This is a genomic window from Mesorhizobium sp. WSM4822, from assembly GCF_055811155.1.
On record NZ_JBVVQM010000006.1, the window covers coordinates 71798 to 92080 of the forward strand.

The 20283-nt window shown below is 62.9% G+C and carries 20 protein-coding genes; 8 read left to right on the forward strand and 12 right to left on the reverse strand.

Annotated features, from left to right (window positions below; all coding sequences use genetic code 11):
• Nucleotides 1-42 precede the first annotated feature (42 nt).
• The 6 genes from AC0L3E_RS15595 (at nt 43) to AC0L3E_RS15620 (ending at nt 6615) form a co-directional block, all read left to right on the forward strand.
• On the forward strand, nt 43-894 hold the full coding sequence (locus AC0L3E_RS15595) for an FAD binding domain-containing protein (protein ID WP_292335656.1): 852 nt from the start codon (nt 43-45) through the stop codon (nt 892-894).
• The gene (locus AC0L3E_RS15600) at nt 891-1388 is read left to right on the forward strand and encodes a (2Fe-2S)-binding protein (RefSeq protein ID WP_127396160.1); all 498 of its coding nucleotides are present in this window, start codon (nt 891-893) and stop codon (nt 1386-1388) included. The genes AC0L3E_RS15595 and AC0L3E_RS15600 overlap by 4 nt, the downstream gene beginning before the upstream one ends.
• Nucleotides 1381-3729: a xanthine dehydrogenase family protein molybdopterin-binding subunit gene (locus tag AC0L3E_RS15605; protein ID WP_473605115.1), complete on the forward strand. Its 2349-nt coding sequence runs from the start codon at nt 1381-1383 to the stop codon at nt 3727-3729. The genes AC0L3E_RS15600 and AC0L3E_RS15605 overlap by 8 nt, the downstream gene beginning before the upstream one ends.
• A 12-nt stretch (nt 3730-3741) precedes the next feature.
• Entirely contained in the window at nt 3742-4473 is a 732-nt protein-coding gene (locus AC0L3E_RS15610) for a LamB/YcsF family protein (RefSeq protein WP_127317797.1), read from the forward strand.
• A gap of 94 nt (nt 4474-4567) precedes the next feature.
• On the forward strand, nt 4568-5950 hold the full coding sequence (locus AC0L3E_RS15615) for an aspartate aminotransferase family protein (protein ID WP_473605116.1): 1383 nt from the start codon (nt 4568-4570) through the stop codon (nt 5948-5950).
• Entirely contained in the window at nt 5947-6615 is a 669-nt protein-coding gene (locus tag AC0L3E_RS15620) for a nuclear transport factor 2 family protein (protein WP_127380456.1), read from the forward strand. Before AC0L3E_RS15615 ends, AC0L3E_RS15620 begins: the two co-directional genes overlap by 4 nt.
• A gap of 116 nt (nt 6616-6731) precedes the next feature.
• On the opposite strand, the gene AC0L3E_RS15625 is transcribed toward AC0L3E_RS15620, so the two are convergent.
• The 10 genes from AC0L3E_RS15625 to pxpA form a co-directional block, all read right to left on the reverse strand.
• The gene (locus AC0L3E_RS15625) at nt 6732-7925 is read right to left on the reverse strand and encodes an ABC transporter substrate-binding protein (RefSeq protein ID WP_127326908.1); all 1194 of its coding nucleotides are present in this window, start codon (nt 7923-7925) and stop codon (nt 6732-6734) included.
• A 43-nt stretch (nt 7926-7968) separates the two neighbouring features.
• Nucleotides 7969-9060 (reverse strand): branched-chain amino acid ABC transporter permease, encoded by a 1092-nt coding sequence (locus tag AC0L3E_RS15630; RefSeq protein WP_127326909.1) that lies wholly within the window; start codon nt 9058-9060, stop codon nt 7969-7971.
• A 4-nt stretch (nt 9061-9064) separates the two neighbouring features.
• Nucleotides 9065-9970: a branched-chain amino acid ABC transporter permease gene (locus AC0L3E_RS15635; RefSeq protein WP_127319977.1), complete on the reverse strand. Its 906-nt coding sequence runs from the start codon at nt 9968-9970 to the stop codon at nt 9065-9067.
• Between the two features lies 1 nt (nt 9971).
• Complete coding sequence (locus tag AC0L3E_RS15640) at nt 9972-10706, reverse strand: ABC transporter ATP-binding protein (protein WP_027036290.1); 735 nt, start codon at nt 10704-10706, stop codon at nt 9972-9974.
• Nucleotides 10703-11455 carry an ABC transporter ATP-binding protein gene (locus AC0L3E_RS15645; protein WP_027163992.1) on the reverse strand — a complete coding sequence of 251 codons (753 nt, stop codon included), beginning with the start codon at nt 11453-11455 and terminating at the stop codon, nt 10703-10705. The genes AC0L3E_RS15640 and AC0L3E_RS15645 overlap by 4 nt, the downstream gene beginning before the upstream one ends.
• Before the next feature lie 249 nt (nt 11456-11704).
• A complete protein-coding gene (locus AC0L3E_RS15650; protein ID WP_127326912.1) occupies nt 11705-12676 on the reverse strand; it encodes a 5-oxoprolinase subunit C family protein in 972 nt (323 codons plus the stop codon).
• Nucleotides 12666-13541, reverse strand: coding sequence for a 5-oxoprolinase subunit B family protein (locus AC0L3E_RS15655; protein WP_127326913.1), 876 nt, complete (start codon nt 13539-13541; stop codon nt 12666-12668). The genes AC0L3E_RS15650 and AC0L3E_RS15655 overlap by 11 nt, the downstream gene beginning before the upstream one ends.
• Before the next feature lie 9 nt (nt 13542-13550).
• Nucleotides 13551-14915, reverse strand: coding sequence for an acetyl-CoA carboxylase biotin carboxylase subunit (locus AC0L3E_RS15660; RefSeq protein WP_473605117.1), 1365 nt, complete (start codon nt 14913-14915; stop codon nt 13551-13553).
• On the reverse strand, nt 14915-15148 hold the full coding sequence (locus AC0L3E_RS15665) for an acetyl-CoA carboxylase (protein ID WP_027036285.1): 234 nt from the start codon (nt 15146-15148) through the stop codon (nt 14915-14917). The genes AC0L3E_RS15660 and AC0L3E_RS15665 overlap by 1 nt, the downstream gene beginning before the upstream one ends.
• A 66-nt stretch (nt 15149-15214) precedes the next feature.
• Complete coding sequence (gene pxpA / locus AC0L3E_RS15670) at nt 15215-15937, reverse strand: 5-oxoprolinase subunit PxpA (protein ID WP_473605219.1); 723 nt, start codon at nt 15935-15937, stop codon at nt 15215-15217.
• Between the two features lie 135 nt (nt 15938-16072).
• Here pxpA and AC0L3E_RS15675 point away from each other — a divergent pair, with 135 nt between their 5' ends.
• The gene (locus AC0L3E_RS15675) at nt 16073-16978 is read left to right on the forward strand and encodes a LysR family transcriptional regulator (RefSeq protein ID WP_023808975.1); all 906 of its coding nucleotides are present in this window, start codon (nt 16073-16075) and stop codon (nt 16976-16978) included.
• A 249-nt stretch (nt 16979-17227) separates the two neighbouring features.
• On the opposite strand, the gene AC0L3E_RS15680 is transcribed toward AC0L3E_RS15675, so the two are convergent.
• On the reverse strand, nt 17228-17968 hold the full coding sequence (locus AC0L3E_RS15680; RefSeq protein ID WP_473605118.1) for an NADPH-dependent F420 reductase: 741 nt from the start codon (nt 17966-17968) through the stop codon (nt 17228-17230).
• Between the two features lie 350 nt (nt 17969-18318).
• On the opposite strand from AC0L3E_RS15680, the gene AC0L3E_RS15685 reads away from it, so the two are divergent.
• Nucleotides 18319-18918, forward strand: coding sequence for a TetR/AcrR family transcriptional regulator (locus AC0L3E_RS15685; protein ID WP_128309865.1), 600 nt, complete (start codon nt 18319-18321; stop codon nt 18916-18918).
• A gap of 192 nt (nt 18919-19110) precedes the next feature.
• Here the strand turns inward: AC0L3E_RS15685 and AC0L3E_RS15690 are convergent, their stop codons facing one another.
• Nucleotides 19111-20250 carry an alpha-hydroxy acid oxidase gene (locus AC0L3E_RS15690; protein WP_473605119.1) on the reverse strand — a complete coding sequence of 380 codons (1140 nt, stop codon included), beginning with the start codon at nt 20248-20250 and terminating at the stop codon, nt 19111-19113.
• Nucleotides 20251-20283 lie beyond the last annotated feature (33 nt).

Sequence of the window (20283 nt, forward strand, 5' to 3'; positions counted from 1 at the left end):
TGCAGCGCCGCGAAAGTTGGCTGCTTCCGAGGGGTATGACAGATGGCACCAAGCGTGGAACGATCGTTCACCGCAGCCAGCACGATTGAAGAGGCAATGGCCGCACGCCGGCAAGGCGCGGCGGTGCTTGCCGGCGGCACCTGGATGATGCGTGATCCACGGCGCGGGGTCGATCTTCCCGAGGCGGTGGTCGCACTCCACCGAATACCCGCCTTGTCCAAGGTCGAAATCGAACCGGACCATGTCGTGATCGGCGCAGCCGTTACCCATGCAGTCCTTGGCCGTGCGTTGCACGGGGCAGTGGGCTTCGAAGGTCTGGTTGCCGCGGCGGAGAATGCGGCCAATCCTGGCATCCGAAAGGTCGCCACCGTGGGCGGCAACCTTTGTGCCCTCGACTTTGCCGCCGCCGATCTCGCTCCCGCGCTTCTCGCCTGTGAGGCGACGGTGGAGTTGGAGACGTTCGAAGGCCCAAAACTCATCGGTATTTCGGATTTCCTCAAAGACAGGCATGCGCTGCTGGCCGAAGCGATTGTGACGAGAATTCATCTGCGCCGCGACCTTGTCGCCAGCGCTCATATCCGCCTGCCGCTTCGAAAAGCCGGCGACTATCCGGTCGCCATCGTCTCGCTTGCGGTAGACAAGGACAAACGATGTCGCATCGCCGTCGGGTCGGTGGAGCCGGTAGCGCGGCGCTGGACGGCGCTCGAACAGGCCATGGCGGCGGACTCGGCCTCTGCGTTCGATCCGGAACGCGCCGCCGGGCTTGCGCTGGAGCACAATGATTTTCAGGGCCGCGACGGCAAGGAAGCGGAGGGTTGGTACCGGCGCCAGGTTCTTGCGCCACTGGTCAAGCGCGGTGTTGCCGCACTTCTCAAGACCGGGGGCCTGGCATGACCGTGATATTCCAGCTGAATGGCGAGGACTGCCGCTTTGATGGCGATCCGATGACGCCGCTCGTCGACATCCTGCGGCAGGAACGATTCCTGACGGGGACCAAAGCCGTGTGCCGCGAAGGCTTCTGCGGCGCGTGCACCGTGCATGTCGACGATGAAGCGGTGCCGTCCTGCCTGAAGCCGATTGGCCTCGTCCAGGGATGCGCGGTGACGACCATCGAGGGATTGAGTTCCGGAAACCAGGCGCTGCACCCGCTCCAGGCCAATTTCGAGGCGGCCGATGCCGTGCAATGCGGCATGTGTTTCCCGGGAATGGTCATGAGCCTTTCGGCGTTCGTGCGCGACAATCCGCATGCGAGCCGTCCCGAAATCAAGGCCGCGATGGTCGGCAACATCTGCCGCTGCACGGGATATGAGCGGATCGTCGACGCCGTGGCCGACTGGCTCGACCAAGCGCGGATGGCTGGCCAGGTGGTAAGAGGCATCCATGTCTGAGCTGTCCGCCACGGTGATGAACCTTCCCCGCCGCGATGCGCAGGACAAGCTGCGCGGGCGCACGAAATACACCAACGACCGGGTTCGCCCCGACATGTTGCATGCCGTGCTGCTGCGCTCGACCGTTGCCGCTGGGCGGATCCGCAAGCTCGACGTTTCGGCAGCACTTCGCTTTCCTGGTGTGCGCGCGGTGGCGACCGGCGCCGATGCGCCAGGGCTGTACGGCATCGGCATTGCCGACCATCCGCTCCTGGCCATCGACACGATCCGCTATCACGGCGAACCAATCGCCGTCATCGCCGCCGAAACGGAGAAGCAGGCGCGGGCGGCGCTTGCAGTCGTCGTGCTTGAGGTCGAACCGCTGGCACCGGTGTCCACCATGGCCGAAGCGCTCCAGCCCGCCGCCCGTCTCGTTCACGAGGGCTGGCGCGGCTATGAGGTGATCACCGAGGGCGGTGCACGTGCCGGCAACATCGCCTGGGAGGCAAAATCCAGTCGCGGCGACGTCGATGCGGCCTTCTCCCGTCCCGACATTCGCATTGTCGAGAGCAGCTTCACCGTCGGCCGGCAGAACCATGTGCCCTTCGAACCGCGCGTTGCCATCGGCTCCTGGGAGGACGGCCGTGCTCACATCCAGACCTCGACGCAGGTGCCTTGGACCGTGCGCAACGTCACCGGAAGGGTCATGCAGCTTCCGCCCGGGCGTGTGCGGGTCACTGTACCCCCTGTCGGCGGCGGGTTCGGCCTGAAATTCGATGCATCCATCGAGCCTATCACGGCACTTCTGGCGCGAATGACCGGGCGCACGGTGGTCCTGGAAAATACCCGGCAGGAAGAGATGGCAACCTGCCTCTGCCGCGAGAATGCGGAAATCCGCATCCGGTCCGCTGTCACTGCCGAAGGATACATTGCCGGGCGCGAGGCGGTCGTGCTGATGGACTGCGGCGCGTATGGAGGCGAACAGGTTTTTCTGACGACGATGACGGCGCACACGCTGGGCGGCAATTACAGGGTTGGCGCAACGCGGCTCGTCAGCCGCGCCGTATACACCAACACACCACCCAACGGTGCTTTCCGAGCTTGCAACGGCGTCTACAACACATTCGCTTTGGAGCGACATACCGACGAAATCTGCGATGCGCTAGGCTTCGACCCTATGGAGTTCCGGAAGAAAAATGTCCTGGGAGATGGCGATCTCGGTGCCACGGGCCAGGTTTTCGAGGCCGATGTGCTGGGTCCGATGCTCGATCGCATGGAGGCGTTACGCGCCAGTACCGGTACATCAGAGGCCAAGGCCGACGGCAGGCTCTATGGAATTGCAACCACGGTCGGCACATGGTTTGTTTTCGTAGGGCCTTCGGCGGCGACGGTGAATTTGAACGCCGACGGTAGCGCAACGCTAGTCACCTCGGGTGTGGAGATCGGATCCGGCACGATGGTGCAATCCCTGCCGCAGATCGTGGCTGGGCAGCTCGGCCTCGCTCCCGACCAGGTGATCGTGCGCGAAGCCGATACGGATGCCGCCGGTCTCGATGTCGGCGTTGGCGGTGGGCGCACCACCGTCTCCATCGGTGCGGCAAGTGTGGCTGCCTGCGCGGAAGTGCGGGAGAAGCTGCTGCGGACCGCCGGTGAGATGCTCCAGACCCGACCGGAAGACTTGGTGGTGCGGGATGGTCGTGTCGAGATCACGGGACGTCCCGGTTCCGGCATGTCGATCCCCGCTGTCGTCGCCCATGCGCAGGCAACCACCGGCCCGGTCGCCGGAAGCGGAGCCTTTACCGCCAGGAACACTCCGGCAATGTCCGGCTGCGCGATGGGGCACTTCATCGATGCGCTCGACATCCCCGTCTTCGTCGTTCACGAGGCCGAGGTGGCGGTTGATCCGGACACCGGTCATGTCGAGGTGCTGGCCTATCGCGTGGTGCAGGATGTCGGCCGCGCACTCAACCCGCGCGCGGTCATGGGCCAGATACAGGGTGGTGTCGTGCAGGGTCTCGGCTACGCCCTGCATGAGGAGGTGACGATCACCGCTGACGGACGCATCGCGCAGGACGATTTCGAGACCTATCGCCTGCCGCTGGCGCAGGACGTGGTTCCGGTCGCCGCCGACCTCTACGAGGGCGCACCGTCGATGGGGCCTCTAGGCACCAAGGGCGCGGGCGAGGTCCCGATCCTGGCCGTGGGCGCCGCGATCGGCTGCGCTGTGGCACGCGCTATCGGCAAACCGGTGCGGCAGCTGCCACTGACGCCGCCGCGCGTGCTTCGACTGCTGCATGAGCGCGAACCACCGCCGGAATTCCCGCACATCGCCCCCGGCTGGGCGTCGAACACTCTGGGCTGAGGCAAGCAAACCATGGTCACCCTGAACTGCGACATGGGGGAAAGTTACGGCAACTGGCGTTTCGGCGACGATGCCGGCATCATGCCTCACATCGATTGCGCCAACATCGCATGCGGCTTCCACGCCTCCGATCCATGGACGATGCTGAAGACCGTGCGGCTCGCGCTTTCGCACGGAAAGAAGGTTGGCGCGCATCCGTCCCTTCCCGATCGCGAGGGATTCGGCCGGCGCGAGATGAAACTTCAACCGGAGGAACTGACAGCCGCCTTCCTCTACCAAATCGGTGCTCTGACGGGGATGCTGGCCGCCGAGGGCGGGCAGCTCAGCCATGTCAAGCCGCATGGCATCATCTACGGCATGGCCGCGCACGACATAGACACTGCCCGGGCAATTGCCGCGGCGGTCAAGCCGTTCGGCGTCCCGCTCTTCGGCCTGGCGGGAACCCGTCACGAGACGGCGGCAGCCGAGCTCGGCGTTGCCTTCGTGGGCGAGTTCTTTCCCGATCTTGCCTACGCTCCCGGCGGCAGCCTGATCATCCCGCGCGTCCAGTCGGCCATCGACCTGACACTTGCCGAGCATCGCATGGTGGGGGCGCTTACCCGACGCGAACTCGTCACGACAGACGGTACGATCCGCCCGGTCGACTTCGACACCGTCTGCATCCACTCCGATCCTCCGAATGCGCGCGACGTCGCCGCGCTGATGCGGCGGATCATCGACACCCATTCCAACAGCCTGCCATGATTCGTTTCCCGAATCGTGAAAGCTCCACGCATGGGATCGAGGACTATCTCGAACTCACCGCCCGAACCATTTCCCCAAGCCGCTGAGGACTTCCATGGATGCGCTTTCCAACTCTCTCGCCGCCGCCGACATCGCCACCACCATGCACCCCTACACAAACCTGCGTCAGCACGAACAAACCGGGCCGCTGATCATCAGCCGCGGCGACGGCATCCGTGTGTATGACGAACGCGGCAAGGAATACATCGAAGGGCTCGCCGGGCTGTGGTCGGTGGGCGTCGGCTTTTCGGAAAAGCGGTTGGCCGATGCTGCCTATCAGCAAATGCTGAAGCTGCCCTACTATCACACCTTCTCCTCCAAGGCGCATGAACCGTCCATCCGGCTCGCGGAGAAACTCGTGGAGATGACGCCGGAAAACCTGACGCGTGTCTTCTTCACGTCGTCGGGCTCGGAAGCCAACGACACCATCGTCAAGATGATGTGGTTCATGAACAACGCGCTGGGCCGGCCAAAAAAGAAGAAATTCCTGGCACGGACCAAGGGCTACCACGGCATCACCGTCGCCTCCGGCAGCCTGACAGGCCTGCCGGTCAACCATCGCGACTTCGATCTTCCGGCGATTCCCGTTCGCCACCTGACCTGCCCGCACTTCTATCGCTTCGGCATGGAAGGCGAAGACGAAGCCGCCTTCACGGCGCGTCTGCTCGCCGAGCTGGAAGCGGTGATCGCGGAAGAAGGGGCTGACACTATCGCGGCCTTCATAGGCGAGCCGCTCATGGCAGCCGGCGGCGTTCTGCCGCCGCCGGTCGGGTACTGGGAAGGCGTGGAGAAAATCTGCCGGGCAAATGATATCATCCTGGTAGCAGACGAGGTGATCTGTGGTTTCGGGCGGCTTGGTACGCCCTTCGGCGCTCAGAAATACGGCTTCACGCCTGATATCATGACGGTCTCCAAGCAAATCACGTCGTCTTATATGCCGCTTGCCGCCGTCATTTTCTCCGATGCGATCTATCAGGCGATCGCCGACAACACCGCCACGATCGGCAATTTCGGCCACGGCTTCACCGCGTCAGGACATCCGGTCGCCACGGCGGTGGGTCTCGAAAACCTCGCCATCTTCGAGGAGCGGGACTTGATCGGAAACGCGGCCCGCCTTGAGACGTCGTTCCAGGCCGGCATCCGCTCATTCGCCGATCACCCGCTTGTCGGCGAAGCGAGGGGCACCGGTCTTATCGGCGCCGTTGAACTGGTGGCAGACAAGGCGACGAAACGCCCCTTCGCCAAAGTTGGGCGTGTAGGGGCTATCGCAGCAGGAATCGGCCACGAGGAAGGCCTCATCTTCCGCGCCATCGGCGACCAGCTCGCGCTCTGTCCGCCGATGATCTCGACAGAAGACGATGTGAAGGAAATCATGACGCGCATGGGCCGGACGCTTGAGCGCCTGACCGGTGCGGTCGCCAAGGAGGGACTTGAATGACCCGCATGAAAGCCGAACCGGTCGTCCATATCGACGACGAACGCTTCCGGGTCACCGAATGGCGCTTTGCCACCGGGGCCGAGACCGGCTGGCACATCCATGGCCATGACTACGTCATCGTGCCGCTTACGGACGGCAAACTCGGTCTCGAAGGCCCGGACGGCGCGCAGTCGCAAGCCGCTCTCACCCAAGGGGTGCCCTATTCGCGGCGGACGGGTGTGGCTCACAACGTCATCAATGCCGGCGATGCACCGCTCGCCTTCCTGGAGGTCGAGGTCGTTGAAGCCGGCGATCTCGCAGCCAGGCGGCTGGCCGTGCTCGACCGGTTCCTCGCGGCCTGGAACGCCCGCGACGTGGGCGCGCTGATGGACTGCATGGCTGAGAATTGCGCTTTCCACGGCTCGGCTGGACCCGATGCCGAAGGGCGCAAGCATATGGGGCGTGACGCCGTGCGCGCCGCCTATGCAGCGCTGTTCGATGCCTTCCCGAAAGCCGAGTGGACCAGGGGACGGCACGTCGTGACGGGCGACACCGGGCTTTCATCATGGCGCTTCGTCGGCACCACGGCAGCGGGGCAGAAAATCGAAGTCGACGGCTGCGATATCTTCGCTTTCTCGGGGGAGCTCATAGCGCTCAAGGATTCCTACCGCAAAGCGCGAGGGTAGCGAAAATCTGAATTCATCGGGCGACAAGGGCGGCCCAAGCGGGCCGCCCTCGTTTTTTGTCCAAAAGCAAGATCCTCAAAGGACGAAAGGGCCGGGCTTACCCGGCCCATCTTCTCCTACTTGAGCAAGGCTTCCATCGGTACCGGCTCGGAAATCGTCCAGTTGCCTACAACACCCGGCTTGCCGGCCTTGGTCTCGACGATCAGGTACCGTGTCTGGTTCTGGTGATGTAGTTCCGGCGAGAAGGTACGAGGCCCGAACAGCGTCGGCTCATTCTTCATCTTTTCCAGCTCCGCGACGACCGCGTCGGCATCGGCCGTGCCTGCACGCTCCACCGCCTTGGCCCAGACGTCGACCATGACGTAACCCGGAAAGACATACTGGCTCGAGGGATCGGCGCCTGTCTTCTGCTTGTAGGTGGCATTGAACTTCAGCACGGCCGGATTGGGATCGTCGCCATAGATCGATCCCTGAACGGGGACGTAGAAGTTCGTCAGATCGGGCACAGCCGAGAGCCAATAGCTACCGTCGACGCCCGATCCATTCAGGATCATGGAGTTGATACCCGCGGCGCGAAGCTGCTTGATGGCCGAGACAGCGCCCGGCATCATCGTGCAAAGCATGATCGCATCCGGCTCCTTCGGCAGAGACTTGATGCGGGTGATCTGCGCGGCGATGGAGGCGTCCTCGTTCTTGAAGGTGTCTTCACCGACAAGCTTCGCGCCCTGGGCTTCGAGCTTCGGCATCATCCAGTCGAAGCCGTCGCAGATGCCCTTGTTGTAGGCCGTCCAAGTATCGAGCAGACGGTAGAAGTCCTTTGCGCCCTTTTCCTTGAATGCCCACTCGGCCATGGTTGCGCCCTGCACGGCCGCCAGCACCGACGCGGAGAAGCTGTGCGGGCCGACACCCTGGATACCGGCCTTGACCGATTCCGCGCACAGGAAGAAGGAGATACGGCCCGCGTCCTCGGCCGCGAGCGCAGCCGGCGATCCGAAGTCGTAGTCGCAGGACACGACCACGAGATCCGCACCCTGGTCGAGCACGGAGAGGCCCGCCTTGGCGCCTTCGGCCCGGTCGGACTTGGTGTCGGCCTTGACAACCTTGATCTGCTTTCCAAGCAGGCCGCCAGCCGCATTGATCTCGTCGATGCGGATCAAGGCCGCCTCCTGCGCAGGCTTGTCATAAGCTTCCATGAAGCCCGACTCCGCAGTGGCGAAGCCGATGACGATAGTCTTGTCATCGGCCAGCGCCGGATATGCGATGGACATCGAGGCCAGAGCGGTTGCGACAATTCTCATTTTGTATGTCATGCACGTCTCCTTTTTTGTTTTCCGGTCGGGCTTGTGCCGCCGGTCACTTGTTGCGACTGCTGCGAGGTAAGGTGAGCTCGCGGTTGCCCATGAGTCCGGATGGGCGAAGCGCGAGGATCACGATCATGATGACGCCGAGGGCTATTTCCTGGACCCCTTTCGGGAGGGCGAAAGTGGACTCGCCGAGCGATACGCCTGCCTCCAGCCAGCGCAGCGCCTGGATCAGGGCGGACAGCAGGACGACACCCACCACACCCCCCGACAGGCTGCCCATGCCGCCGACGACGAGCATGGAAAGGGTGATGAAGGTGAGACCGAGATAGAATGTATCGGGTGTGACCACGCCGATGGAATGAGCCATAAGCGCACCGCCCAGCCCCATCACCGCGCCCGATACGACGAACGCCACGAGTCTTTCCCTGGGAATGTCGATACCGGAAGCCGCGGCGGCGGTGGGTTCGTCGCGGGCAGCACGAAGGGCCAGGCCGGACCGGGAGATCGCGTGCGCCCAGGCGATGAAGATTGCGACCACGGCGCCGATGAGATACGGCCAGATCATGCGAACGATCGGAATGCCGACGACCGATGAGGTCGCTCCGGTCACGCTCTCCCAATTGGAATAGATGGTGTTGATCATGGCGAGCATCGCGAAGGTCGCGATCGAAGCCGCGATGCCCGATAGCCGCATCAGCACCCGCCCGAAAATGAGAGCGGCGAGGGCGGCGAACAATGCCGCCAGCACAGCCGATTGCCAGTACGGCAAACGGGTCGCCAGCAGCCATTCGGGCAATCCCGGCAGCGAACCGCGTTTCATCATCGGATTGATGGTTAGCCATGCGGCCGCGTAGGCGCCAAGGCAGGTGAAGCCGATATGCCCGAAGCTGAGAACGCCCGAATTTCCGATAAAGATGTATAGGCCCACGACGAGGATGACACGGACGAACACGTCGATCACCGTCTGGTTGAAGGGCCGCGATCCGGTCATCACCGTGATCAGCGCGATGGCCAGCAGCAGCAGAGAAAGCAGGACCGGCGTCAGGATTGTGCGGCGGGCAAGCGCGAAGCGGGCGGGCTTTCGCTCGGCAGCCGCGGCACCGGCAGCGGTAGAGTTGGTGAGGGAGGCGGCGACACCCATGAAATCAGACCCTTTCCTTGGTGCCGCGCGCGGCAATAAGCCCTTGCGGGCGGAAGAGGAGAACGAGGATGACCGCTCCATAGACAAAGGCATCGCGGAACGGCCGGGCGTCGATGGGCAGCATGACCTGCATGATCACCGAGGCGGCACCCAGCAAGAAGCCGGCGAGCACGGCTCCCCCGAGGCTGCCGAGGCCGCCAATGACGGTGGCGATGAAGGCCATCAACATGATCGAGGCGCCCATCTGGATGTCCAGCGTGCCTGTCTGGGCGCCAAAGATCAGTGCAATGGCGGCGGCCAACGCGCCGGAGAGCGCGAACGCGCCCATGATAACCCGGTTCGCACGCACACCCAGCATGCGGGCCATCGAGAAGTTCTCGGCCGCCGCCCGCATCTCCAGGCCGAAGCGGGTTTGACGCAGGAACAGTGTCAGGCCGATCAGGATGACCATCGTGGCGACGATTGTTATGAGCTGGAGGAGGGGAAGCCTGGCACCCAGGATCTCCACCGGCTGGGACAGTTCGGGCAGCAGCGAGATTGATTTCGGCCGACTGGAGAAAAGCATGAGCAGGAAGTAGCGAATGACGAAACCGAGCGCGAAGGAGGCGATCATCATGGTTGCCGGATTTGCCTGGCGGAACCGCCTGAAGACGACGACTTCGCACAGCACCGACAGCCCGGCCCCGCAGAGGAGAACGAAGGGCACCAGCAGGTACCACGGCAATTGGCCGGCGAAGACGATGGCCATGGCGTCGGTTGACGGCCACAGCAGCGCGAAGACGCAGAAGGCGATGACGTCGCCATGCGCGAAGTTCACCAGCCGCATCACACCGAAGATGAGGGCGATGCCAAGCGCGCCCAGCGCGTAGAGCGAGCCAAGCGAGAGTGCGTCGAACAGGATCTGGAGCATCTCAGTGGTCCTCGTAACCGAAATAGGCAGCCTGGATCGCCTCGCCATTGCCGAGCGTCCGCGCGTCGCCATCGAGCACGATCTGTCCGCCACGCATCAGGATCATCCGCCCGCCCACCATCATCGCCCGGGCCGAGCTCTGCTCAACGATCAGGAGCGTGAGCTGGCGCTGCGCACGCAGCGCGATCAGCCGCTCATAGACCTGGTCGTTGATGTTGGGGGCGAGGCCCAGCGAAGGCTCGTCGATGGCTACAAGCCGCGGATTGGTCATCAACGCGCGTCCGATGACCAGCATTTGCTGCTGCCCGCCGGACAGCAATCCCGCCTGCCCATGCCGCCTCTCTTTCAGCATCGGGAAGGTTGCGTAGACGGCTTCGAGTTCGTCGGCCGCTCGGCTGCGCCAGCCGCGTTCGCGGGCGTGCATGCCGGTTCCGACCAGAAGGTTCTCTTCGGTCGTCAGCGAGCCGAAGACATCGCGCCCCTCCGGCACCATGGAGAATCCGAGCCGGGCGATGTTCTCCGGCGCCTGGCCGGTGATCTCATGACCTGCAAGGTCGATCCGGCCGCCCGCCACTGGCGTAACACCGGCGATCGCGCGCAGCAGCGAAGACTTCCCGGCTCCGTTCGGGCCGGTGATGAACAGGATTTCTCCCTCGTCCATGGAGAAGGAGACATTTCGGACCGCCGTGAGACGGCTGTAGCGGATAGTGATATCGGAAAGGGCGAGCAGGCTCATTCCATCGCCTCCAGCACAGGCAGGTCGGTGTTCGCGGCCGTGCCCATATAGGCGTGGCGCACCTTCTCGCTGTCGCGGATCGCGGCAGGCGGGCCTTCCTCGATGATCGCTCCGGAATCGAGCACGACGATATGCTGGCAAAGGCCGAGCACCAGCCCGACATTGTGCTCGATGAGCAGGACACCACAGCCGAGATCGCTGGCGATATGTCTTATCAGGGCCGAAAGCTCCCGCGCCTCCAGCGCGCTCATGCCAGCCGCGGGCTCGTCGAGCAGGATGTACGCGGGCCGTCCCATCAGGGCGCGGCCAATGGCGACGCGGCGCTCGTCCGTATATGGCAACGTTCCGGCGATGCGGGTGCCCAGCGCACCGATGCCTATCCAGTCGAGCATCGCTTCCGCTTCGGCGATGGCAGCGCGCCGGCTCATTCCCAGACCAACGCCGGTCACCTCCAAATTGTCCAGCACAGGCAGGTCGCGGAAGAGCCGCCCACCCTGGAAGGTGCGGGCAATGCCGCGCCGCCGGACCTGATGCGGCTTGAGACCTGTGAGTGCTGCCCCGTCGAGCTTGATGGTGCCTTCCGTCGGTGCCTGGAAGCCGGTCAGCACGTTGACGAGCGTGGTCTTGCCAGCGCCATTCGGGCCGATGAGGCCACTGATGCGGCCGGGCGTAATTTGGAGGTCTACCGATGACAGGGCCTTCAGCCCCGCAAACGATACCGAGACGTTCTCCGCGCTCAGATGACTCATGACCCTTTCCTTCTTTCTACCGACGGAAAGGCGCGAAGCATCCGGCCTTGCGGCCAGTCACGTTGCAAATGTCTTCCCCTGTCGGTTCCGGCGGTCTCTAGCGGACTGCTCGGGTGCCAAATTCACGCCGTTGCCCGGCGTCGTCTTGTCGTTTCGCGCACCGGATTTTGTCTTCCGCCACGCACGGTCGGTTTTGGCCGGCCGATCTCCTCGCCACCGGCTCCTCCGCCGGCATTTTCCCGGCTGACGTCAGCCGGCCAGATGCCCTTCAGCACGCGCCAGCGCGGCGCGCTGTTCGGTTCGCGCGGCAAGCGCGTCTTCCAGCGTCACCGGAACGAAGCGTGCCGGGGTGTGCGGCTGGAGCTGGGCGATAAGGTCCATGTCGGCCGATATCACCACGCCCAGCATCATGTACCCGCCACCCGAAACCGCGTCCCGGTGAAGAACGATCGGCTCCGTGCCACTCGGCACCTGGACGGATCCGTAGGGATAGCAGGCATCGACGATGTTCGAGGGGTCGGAGCCCGCACCGAAAGGCTGCTCGCGCTCGACGAATTCCAGCGGCGTCCCACCCCGGAAGCGATAGCCGATGCGGTCGGCTTCGGGTGCGACCTTCCAGGTTTCCTCAAAGAACCGAGTGCCGGCAGCTTCAGTGATCCGATGCCAGTACATGCCGGGAAGCATTCTGAGTTCCGCCGGACTATTGCCCGCGCGGCGCAGATTTGCAGGCAGTGAAAGACCGGCTTTGCCGGAACCTTCGCCGAGGGGAAGCTCATCACCCGTCTTCAGCGTGCGGCCCTGATGGCCGCCGAGTGCGCCCAGAATGTAAGTCGAGCGCGAACCGAGAACCACGGGTACGTCGATACCGCCGGAGACGGCCAGATAAGCGCGCGCGCCGCCCTTGAGGAAGCCGAAGGAAAGCCGGTCACCGGCCTTCACCGGAAAACTTTCCCAGGTCGGCCGTTCCTCGCCATTGAGTTTGGGGGGGAGTTCTCCTCCCGTGACGGCGACGACCGCGGATTGGGTGAATTCGAGTTCGGGGCCCATGAAGGTGGCTTCGAGCACCGCGGCACCCGGATCGTTGCCGACAAGCAGGTTTGCGATGCGTGTGGCAAAGCGGTCCATGCCGCCGCCTTCGGGAATGCCGACATGGTAGTGGCCTGGTCGGCCAAGGTCCTGCACGGAAGTGGAGAGGCCGGGAGAGATTACCTTAACGGCCATTGATAAGCTCCATCAGCTTTGCATTGGTGCCGTAAATATCGCTGTTGAAGTCCTTCAGGCTGAAGGTGCACTCGCGAACCGTCGGCTGCCACCGATTGGCTTCGATTTCCTCCAGCGTGGCGTCGTAGTCATCGCGGCCAATGGCCTTGAACTTGACGATGTCGCCTGGCTTGAACAGGCACATATCATCGGAGAGGTAGCGCACCTTCCTGGTCGGGTCGTAGATCGGAGCCGGGGTTATGCCATACATCTGGTAGCCGCCAGCGCCGCGCACCGAATAGATCGCTGCAAAGCAGCCGCCATGGCCAATGGTGAGCTTGGGAGTGTCGGTGCGTGGACGCAAGTATTTCGGCGCCTGAATCTGTTTCTTGCGCTCAACCATCTGGTACAGGAAGGGGAGTCCGGCGACGAAGCCGACCATGGACACGAACCAGGGCTGGCCGGAATAGGCCGTGATAAACTCTTCCACCGTGGCGTAGCCGTTGATGCGTGCCGAATATTCAAGATCGGTGGAGGAGGGGTCCTGATGGCGCTCGCGGAAGCGCAGGCAGGTTTCACGCGTCCATGGATCCTGGAAATAAACCGGCAGTTCGATGATCCGGGTCTTCAGCACCGGGTCCGCCTTCGAGGCCGCCTCTTCCATCGACTTCAGTTCGCTGAGCAAATCCTGCGGCTTGACGATGTCGGGGTTGAAGCGAATCTGGAAGCTGGCGTTGGCTGGGCAGATCTCGGTGACACCTCGGATGCCTGCCGTACGCACCGCGTTCGTCATCGAAAGGCCGGTAAAGAAGGAGGTGAGCGACATTTCTTCGGACACCTCGCCGAAGATATGTTCGTCACCGCCGAAGTTGAATCGTATCGACATCGGTCCTCCTTAACCCGCCAATGCTGCGGCGTTTTCGATGAGCCAGCCTTCCAGCCAGCGGGTATGCACGTCTCCCGCCCGTACCGCCGGATCGGCGGCCAGCGCAAGAAACAGCGGCTTGGTGGTCTTGAGCCCGCCGATCTTCAACTCGTTGAGCGCGCGGATCAGGCGCACTATCGCCGCCTCGCGCGTCTCTGCATGCACGATCAGCTTGGCAAGCAGCGAGTCATAAAAGGGCGGTACCTGATAGCCTTGGTAGAGCATCGAATCGAAGCGTACGCCCGGACCGCCGGGAATGCGAAGCTCGGCCACCTGCCCGGGGAATGGAGCGAACTCCTTCGCCGGGTCTTCGGCATTGAGCCGGACTTCGATCGCATGCCCCTTGACGGAGACATCGCCCTGCCTGAACCTCAGCTTCTCGCCGCCGGCGATGCGAAGCATCTCCGCAACGAGGTCGATGCCGGTGATCGCCTCGGTGACCGGGTGCTCGACCTGAATGCGGGTGTTCATCTCGATGAAGTAAAAGCGATCTGCTTCATCGTCATAAAGATACTCTACCGTGCCGGCACCAGAGTATTTGACCGCCTTGGCCAATGCGACCGCCGAAGCGCAGAGCTCTTCGCGCAGCCTGTCTGAAAGTGCGCGCGACGGCGCCTCCTCCCAAACCTTCTGGCGTCGCCGCTGCAGCGAGCACTCCCGCTCGTAGCAGTGAATGGCATCGCTTCCGTCTGCCAGCACCTGCACCTCGATATGGCGGGCCTTGCCGATCACTTTTTCCATGTAGAGGCCACCGTCGCCAAAGGCGGCGAGGGCTTCTGCTTCGGCCTGAGGAAAGGCTTGTTCGAACTCGGCGAGCGAGTTGGCGATGCGGATGCCCCGCCCGCCGCCGCCTGCCGCCGCCTTGATCATCACCGGAAAACCGGTTGCGGTCAGCACCTCGTGGCCAGCCTTGAGGCCCTCGACCCGGCCAGCCGAGCCAGGCACCACAGGGACACCTGCAGCGGCAGCGGCCGATCGCGCCGAGACCTTGTCTCCCATCATCCGGATCGCATCTCCCGACGGGCCGACGAAGACCAATCCAGCGCCTGTGACCGCGTCGGAAAACGCGGCATTCTCGGCAAGGAACCCATAGCCTGGATGAACGCTGTCGCAACCGGTATCGCTGGCAGCCTTCAGAATTGCTTCGACATTGAGATAGGACTTCTTTGCCGCTGGTGGGCCGATGTTGACCGCTTCGTCCGCAAGCTGGACGTGGAGCGACTCGGCGTCTGCGGCCGAATACACCGCCACGGTGGCGATCCCCAAATCTTGCGCGGCCCGGATGATCCTGACCGCTATCTCGCCCCGGTTGGCAACCAGAAGCTTTTTCAGCATCAGTCGAGATCCGCAATAGGTGCGCCGGCCATGATAGGGTCTTCATTGTCGGCAAGGAAGCGGATGTTCGTACCGGCCGTCTCGGCCCTCACTTCGTGGAACGACTTCATCACTTCGATGAGACCGATTACATCTCCGGCGGATACCGCGTCGCCATCCGCCTTGTAGGGCGGCTGGTCTGGCGAAGCGCTGCGATAGAAAGTGCCGGGAAGAGGTGAAAGAATCTGGGCCATAAAAAGCTCCGGAAAACTGCGGACAGACTAATTTGGAACCGCCCGCGCGGGCGGGTTCGGTCGAGTTCAGTGCCAGGGGGCGATTGCGGTGCGCACGGCCCTGGCTATATCGATGGCGTTCGGCGTATCGGAATGCACGCAGATGGTTTCGCAGCGTACGGGGAAGAAACTGCCGTCCTCTGCCGTGCCCTCGCCCTCCCTGATGGCGCGTACGCACCGCTCGGCCATCTCTGCGGGGTCCTTGGCGTCATGAACGCGTGTCAAGATCAGCTTGCCGGAGGCATCGTAGTCGAGATCGGCATAGAACTCGGCGACGAATGGGATACCGCGCTCTTGATAGATCTTCTCATGCAGGGTGCCCGTCATGCCGAAGAGGGGTACGCCGAAAATCTCTGCCGCGTCGCACACGCCATGGGCGATTGCTTCCTGCTGCATGGCCATGAAGTAAAGGCTGCCATGCGGCTTGATGTGGTGGAGTTCCACACCCTCGGCCTTGAGGAAGCCGGCAAGCGCTCCCACTTGGTAAATGATGGTGTTCCTGACTTCTTCGCGGGTCATCCGCATCTCGCGCCGGCCGAAACCCTGAATGTCGGGCAAGCCTGGATGGGCACCGATCTTTACGCCACTCGCCTTGGCGCTGCGGACGGCGGCGTGCATGTGATCCGGATCGGAGGCATGAAAACCACAGGCGACATTGGCAACGTCGATGATGGGCATCATGCCCATATCATCGCCAACCTTGTAGAGGCCAAAGCTTTCGCCCATGTCGCAGTTTAGCGTCACCGCCATCGTATTGTTACCCCTCGAAGCTGCCGTCTTTGCGGCGTTGCAGCATTTTTTGCGCATGCGAGGGCGTTTGTGAAATAGTAGTTTATTGATTGTCATATCAAAAAAACAGATAATGGTGCCGGGCCGGAGCGCACCATGACCATCACCTTGAAACAGCTTGATTATTTTATCGCGACCGCCGAGAGCGGACAGGTCAGTCATGCCGCGGTCGAACTCAACATCTCGCAATCGGCCGTCACCGCGGCGATAAAGACGCTTGAGGCTGACCTGGGCGTACGGCTTTTGGAGCGTAACCACGCTGGCGTAAGACTGACTATGGAGGGCGCGCGGTTTCTTGAACATGCGCGTGTTATCACCGGGGCCGTCGCTGCCGCCGTCCGAAGCCCGTTGCGCGATAGGAAAGGCCTGGCGGGCAAGCTGCGGCTGGGCATGACCTACACGGTCGTCGGCTACTACATGTCGCGCCACTACGCGCGGTTTCGAAAGACCTATCCCGAGATCGAGGTCGAGGTGCTGGAACTGCCCCGAGACGCTCTCGAAAGCGGGTTGATGTGCGGGGACATCGACATGGCCGTGATGCTGGTGTCCAACCTGGAGCACACCAAGGAGTTGGCGCAGGAGGTCTTGATGCGGTCGAACCGCCGGCTCTGGCTTTCGGCTGATCATCATCTGCTCGCGCGGCGGGAAATCAGCCTCGCCGATGTGGCGGCGGAAGACTATGTCATGCTGACGGTGGACGAGGCACGCACGACAGCCGCCCGTTACTGGGATGCCGCGGGCCTTTCGCTCCGCGCCGTCCTTACCACCAGTTCGGTCGAGGCCGTGCGGTCGCTCGTGGCTGCCGGCATGGGGGTCACTGTCCTGTCCGACATGGTTTACCGCCCCTGGTCCTTGGAGGGGCAGCGCATCGAAGTGCGCGGGCTTGTCGAGCCCATCCCCACTATGGATGTCGGCCTGGCCTGGTCGCGTGACAGATCAATCGAACCGGCAGCGGCGGCCTTCCGGGCCTTCATGTCCGTGACCATGGGCGGCGGCGGCTAACCGCCTGCCGTCAGGCAGGCGCTATGGCTCAGGCTCGCTGGATGAGCAGCGGAGCTTGGGAGTTGACGCCTCGCATCATCAAGGGGGATTTCACCTTTGTCGCAAATAACGCCAAGGGCTTCACAAAACTCTAAAGAGCCGGTTCACGCCGGCCTCGTCATCGTCGCTGGCAGGTTGTTCCCGACAAACAGAAGGAACTCTTGGAGAGTTTTCTTGGTCACCACCTCGGGCCGGAACCGGAAAAGTCTCTCATCGGAGGGCGGTGACTTCACGGTTGCGGGCTACGATCTGCTCGTGGCGGAGGGGGGGCGTCGCCTCCATGAAGCCCTTGATCAGTGCGTCGCGAGCTCCGGGTGCGCGCGCCTTTTCCGCCGTGGACAGCGCATGCTGAAGATCAGGCAACGTCAGTTCCGTGCAGTAGGCTGGCGTGCCCGGTTGCTGGCGCCAGGAACTCGCGAGATCGCCGGCATCAAGTGCGTCGAAACCGGTCTCGTTCACCAGTTCGCGTGCGATCGCTTTGGCATGCGCATCATCGCCTGCGACGGGGATCGCGATCCGTCCAGCCGTTCCGGCCGCTGCGCCACCTTCGGCGAGCGTTTGGGCGAGGACCGCATTGAACGCCTTGACCACCAGCCGGCCGAGTTGTTCGCTGGACCAGACGCTTTCCGGCTTGCCATCGTCAACCTCCGCGATGTTCCCGTCGCGCATAGGATAATAATTGGAGGTGTCGATCACGACCACGTCGGCTGGTACATCGGCAAAGATGTTGGCGACATCGGGAATCTTCGCAAACGGGATCGATAGAACGATCGCCTCGACATCCCTGGCTGCTTCGTGCGCGGCAACCGGGAGCGCACCAACCTTCATCGCCTTCTCGCGGATATCATCAGGCCCCTTCGAGCCGGCCAGCTTCACCGCGTGCCCGGCCGCTGCCAGCTTTCGTGCAAGGGTGGTGCCGATATTTCCCGCCCCGATAATGCCGATGTTCATGTCGATTTCCTTCCAGATATTGTGATTATGAGCTCAGCGCACGATGCTCGGATCGATCCCGTATTGAGCGGGACATCCAGATGGTCGCGCAGGATGGTGCTCCCAATGGAACAGCCCGCCTCGAAACTCGTATAGCCCGCGGCATCTACTGACTGCGCGCGCCAGGCCCCAGGCAGGTTGTCGTACCGTTGCGCAGACGCATGCTGGTATCATCTGCCTGATCATCGTGTCCTCGTTTTGCCGGCTAATGCCGACTTGTTAGAATAATCGACCTCGCGCTATATGGAGACTATCTCCGATTCGTTCTAAATACGGAGAGTGTCTCCGATGTGCAAGGGTTAAGGTCAGTCATGTCTCAATCGTCGACCGCATCAGCCCTCCGCAGGGACGCGCAACACAATCGGGCGCACATCCTCGAAGTAGCGCGACAAGCGTTCGGCAACGACAGTGTTGACGTTTCGATGGATGCTATCGCGAAGCTGGCGGGCGTGGGGGCAGGGACGCTCTACCGCCATTTTCCAAACAAAGACGCCCTGTTGGCTGCGCTGCTAGTTCTTCACTATGAAAGCCTCGACCATCGTCGCGTTGAAATCGAAGCCGGGGAGAGCGATGCAGGCCGCGCACTCGAACTCTGGGTTGAAGCTCTCGGCGACTGGATGCTGGCTTATGAGGGCTTGCCTGAACCGTTACGGGCGGCTTGCCGAGTAGAATCCCCGCTGACGCCGACCTGCCATGCTGTCATCACGACGACGGAGCGAATCCTGAAGGCTGCACAGGACGAAGGGCTCGCACGACGGACGATGGCTGGGCGCGACATTTTTTTCGGAGCACTGGCGATCGCTTGGGCGAGCGGCGCAACGGCAGCGGGCGAAGACACACGGAACGTGCTTCGCGACGTCTTGAAGAACGGGTGGATAGAACCGAAACCAGCACCGGGCGGCCGAGTTTAGTCCGCCTATCCGACTGCGCAGCCTTTCGAATTCATAACGACTGCCGCCAGCCCGTGTGCATCAAACAAACGCTTTCTGAATAGGCTGCCGTCGTCTGGATGGACGGCGGCTTTTGGGCCTGGGAAGAGCGGCGTGCGAGGGCGGCAATTGGTGCTGAAACTTTGCGACCAAGCGTGAGCACACGTCTTGGCGCTATGCTATGATTTCTGATCCCGCTTCCTGAAAACGGGGGATCCCGCAGAGCCTGAGGCAAGTCACCACTTCGTCCAGGAGGATATCGAGTGCTTTGGCCACACCGGCCTCGCCAGCCACGGCGCCGAACAGTGCGGCCCGGCCGATCGCCGCGACGGTGGCGCCGCGTGCCTTGGCCTTGATGATGTCCGTGCCCGTGCGGATACCGGAATCGATGAGGATCGGGGCTTGGGCGCCAAGTGCCTGACGGATGGCGGGCAGGGCATCGATGCTCGATACAGCACCGTCGAGCTGACGGCCTCCATGGTTGGACACCCAGATGCCACCGGCACCAGCCGCCACCAGTCGCGACGCGTCGCCCGGGTGCAGGACGCCCTTGACCAGCAGCCGGCCTTTCCACCAGTCGCGGATCTGGCGGAAATCGTCCCAGTCGAAACCTGCATGGAGGCTGCCGCCAACACGCGCGGCGATCGTCAGGCCGGCGCTGTTGTCACCGAGATAGCCGCGGACGTTCTCGAACTGGGGCAGACGACCGCGCAGCAGGCGCAGCGACCAGCCAGGATGAAGCATGCCTTCCCAGAGATGCCGGGCCGAAGGCCGCAGTGGGATGGATATGCCGTTCCTAAGATCCTTTTCGCGCTTGCCCCCGGCTTGCAGATCAACGGTCACCACCAGCGTCGAATAGCCAAATTCTTCCGCTCGCCTCACCAGTTGGCGATTGAAGTCGAAATCCTTGAGCACATAAAGCTGGAACCACAGCGGCCCCTGTACGGCTCGCGCCATGCCTTCGATGCTGGCCGTGGCCATGGTGGAGAGTGTGTAGGGGATGCCGCGAGCGGTTGCCGCCCTCGCGATGGCAATGTCGGCTCCGGGCCTGACCAGCGCGCAGGAACCCATCGGGCTGATCACGAGCGGTGTCGGCAAGGTCTCGGACCAGAGCGTCGTGGAAACGTTCGGATGCGAAACATCGGTAAGCACGCGCGGCAAAAGTCTGATCTTTTCGAAATCGCTTCGGTTGGCGTTAAGGGTGAGTTCCTGCCCCGCCCCGCCATCGATGAATTCGAAGATGGATTTCGGCAGGCGACGACGGGCAAGCCTGCGAAAATCCTCGACCGAAACCTGGCGATCGAGAGCGCCCATCTCAAGCCTCGCCCTCGTGCCGGTCGGCAATGA

Coding starts and splice junctions, on each gene's coding strand:
- AC0L3E_RS15685 (WP_128309865.1), top strand. CDS start 18,319: ATGTCTCAATCGTCGACCGCATCAGCCCTCCGCAGGGACGCGCAACAC.
- AC0L3E_RS15675 (WP_023808975.1), top strand. CDS start 16,073: ATGACCATCACCTTGAAACAGCTTGATTATTTTATCGCGACCGCCGAG.
- AC0L3E_RS15620 (WP_127380456.1), top strand. CDS start 5,947: ATGACCCGCATGAAAGCCGAACCGGTCGTCCATATCGACGACGAACGC.
- AC0L3E_RS15680 (WP_473605118.1), bottom strand. CDS start 17,968: ATGAACATCGGCATTATCGGGGCGGGAAATATCGGCACCACCCTTGCA.
- AC0L3E_RS15630 (WP_127326909.1), bottom strand. CDS start 9,060: ATGGGTGTCGCCGCCTCCCTCACCAACTCTACCGCTGCCGGTGCCGCG.
- AC0L3E_RS15625 (WP_127326908.1), bottom strand. CDS start 7,925: ATGACATACAAAATGAGAATTGTCGCAACCGCTCTGGCCTCGATGTCC.
- AC0L3E_RS15615 (WP_473605116.1), top strand. CDS start 4,568: ATGGATGCGCTTTCCAACTCTCTCGCCGCCGCCGACATCGCCACCACC.
- AC0L3E_RS15640 (WP_027036290.1), bottom strand. CDS start 10,706: ATGAGCCTGCTCGCCCTTTCCGATATCACTATCCGCTACAGCCGTCTC.
- AC0L3E_RS15665 (WP_027036285.1), bottom strand. CDS start 15,148: ATGGCCCAGATTCTTTCACCTCTTCCCGGCACTTTCTATCGCAGCGCT.
- AC0L3E_RS15650 (WP_127326912.1), bottom strand. CDS start 12,676: ATGGCCGTTAAGGTAATCTCTCCCGGCCTCTCCACTTCCGTGCAGGAC.
- AC0L3E_RS15655 (WP_127326913.1), bottom strand. CDS start 13,541: ATGTCGATACGATTCAACTTCGGCGGTGACGAACATATCTTCGGCGAG.
- AC0L3E_RS15635 (WP_127319977.1), bottom strand. CDS start 9,970: ATGCTCCAGATCCTGTTCGACGCACTCTCGCTTGGCTCGCTCTACGCG.
- AC0L3E_RS15595 (WP_292335656.1), top strand. CDS start 43: ATGGCACCAAGCGTGGAACGATCGTTCACCGCAGCCAGCACGATTGAA.
- AC0L3E_RS15610 (WP_127317797.1), top strand. CDS start 3,742: ATGGTCACCCTGAACTGCGACATGGGGGAAAGTTACGGCAACTGGCGT.
- AC0L3E_RS15690 (WP_473605119.1), bottom strand. CDS start 20,250: ATGGGCGCTCTCGATCGCCAGGTTTCGGTCGAGGATTTTCGCAGGCTT.
- pxpA (WP_473605219.1), bottom strand. CDS start 15,937: ATGGCGGTGACGCTAAACTGCGACATGGGCGAAAGCTTTGGCCTCTAC.
- AC0L3E_RS15600 (WP_127396160.1), top strand. CDS start 891: ATGACCGTGATATTCCAGCTGAATGGCGAGGACTGCCGCTTTGATGGC.
- AC0L3E_RS15660 (WP_473605117.1), bottom strand. CDS start 14,915: ATGCTGAAAAAGCTTCTGGTTGCCAACCGGGGCGAGATAGCGGTCAGG.
- AC0L3E_RS15605 (WP_473605115.1), top strand. CDS start 1,381: ATGTCTGAGCTGTCCGCCACGGTGATGAACCTTCCCCGCCGCGATGCG.
- AC0L3E_RS15645 (WP_027163992.1), bottom strand. CDS start 11,455: ATGAGTCATCTGAGCGCGGAGAACGTCTCGGTATCGTTTGCGGGGCTG.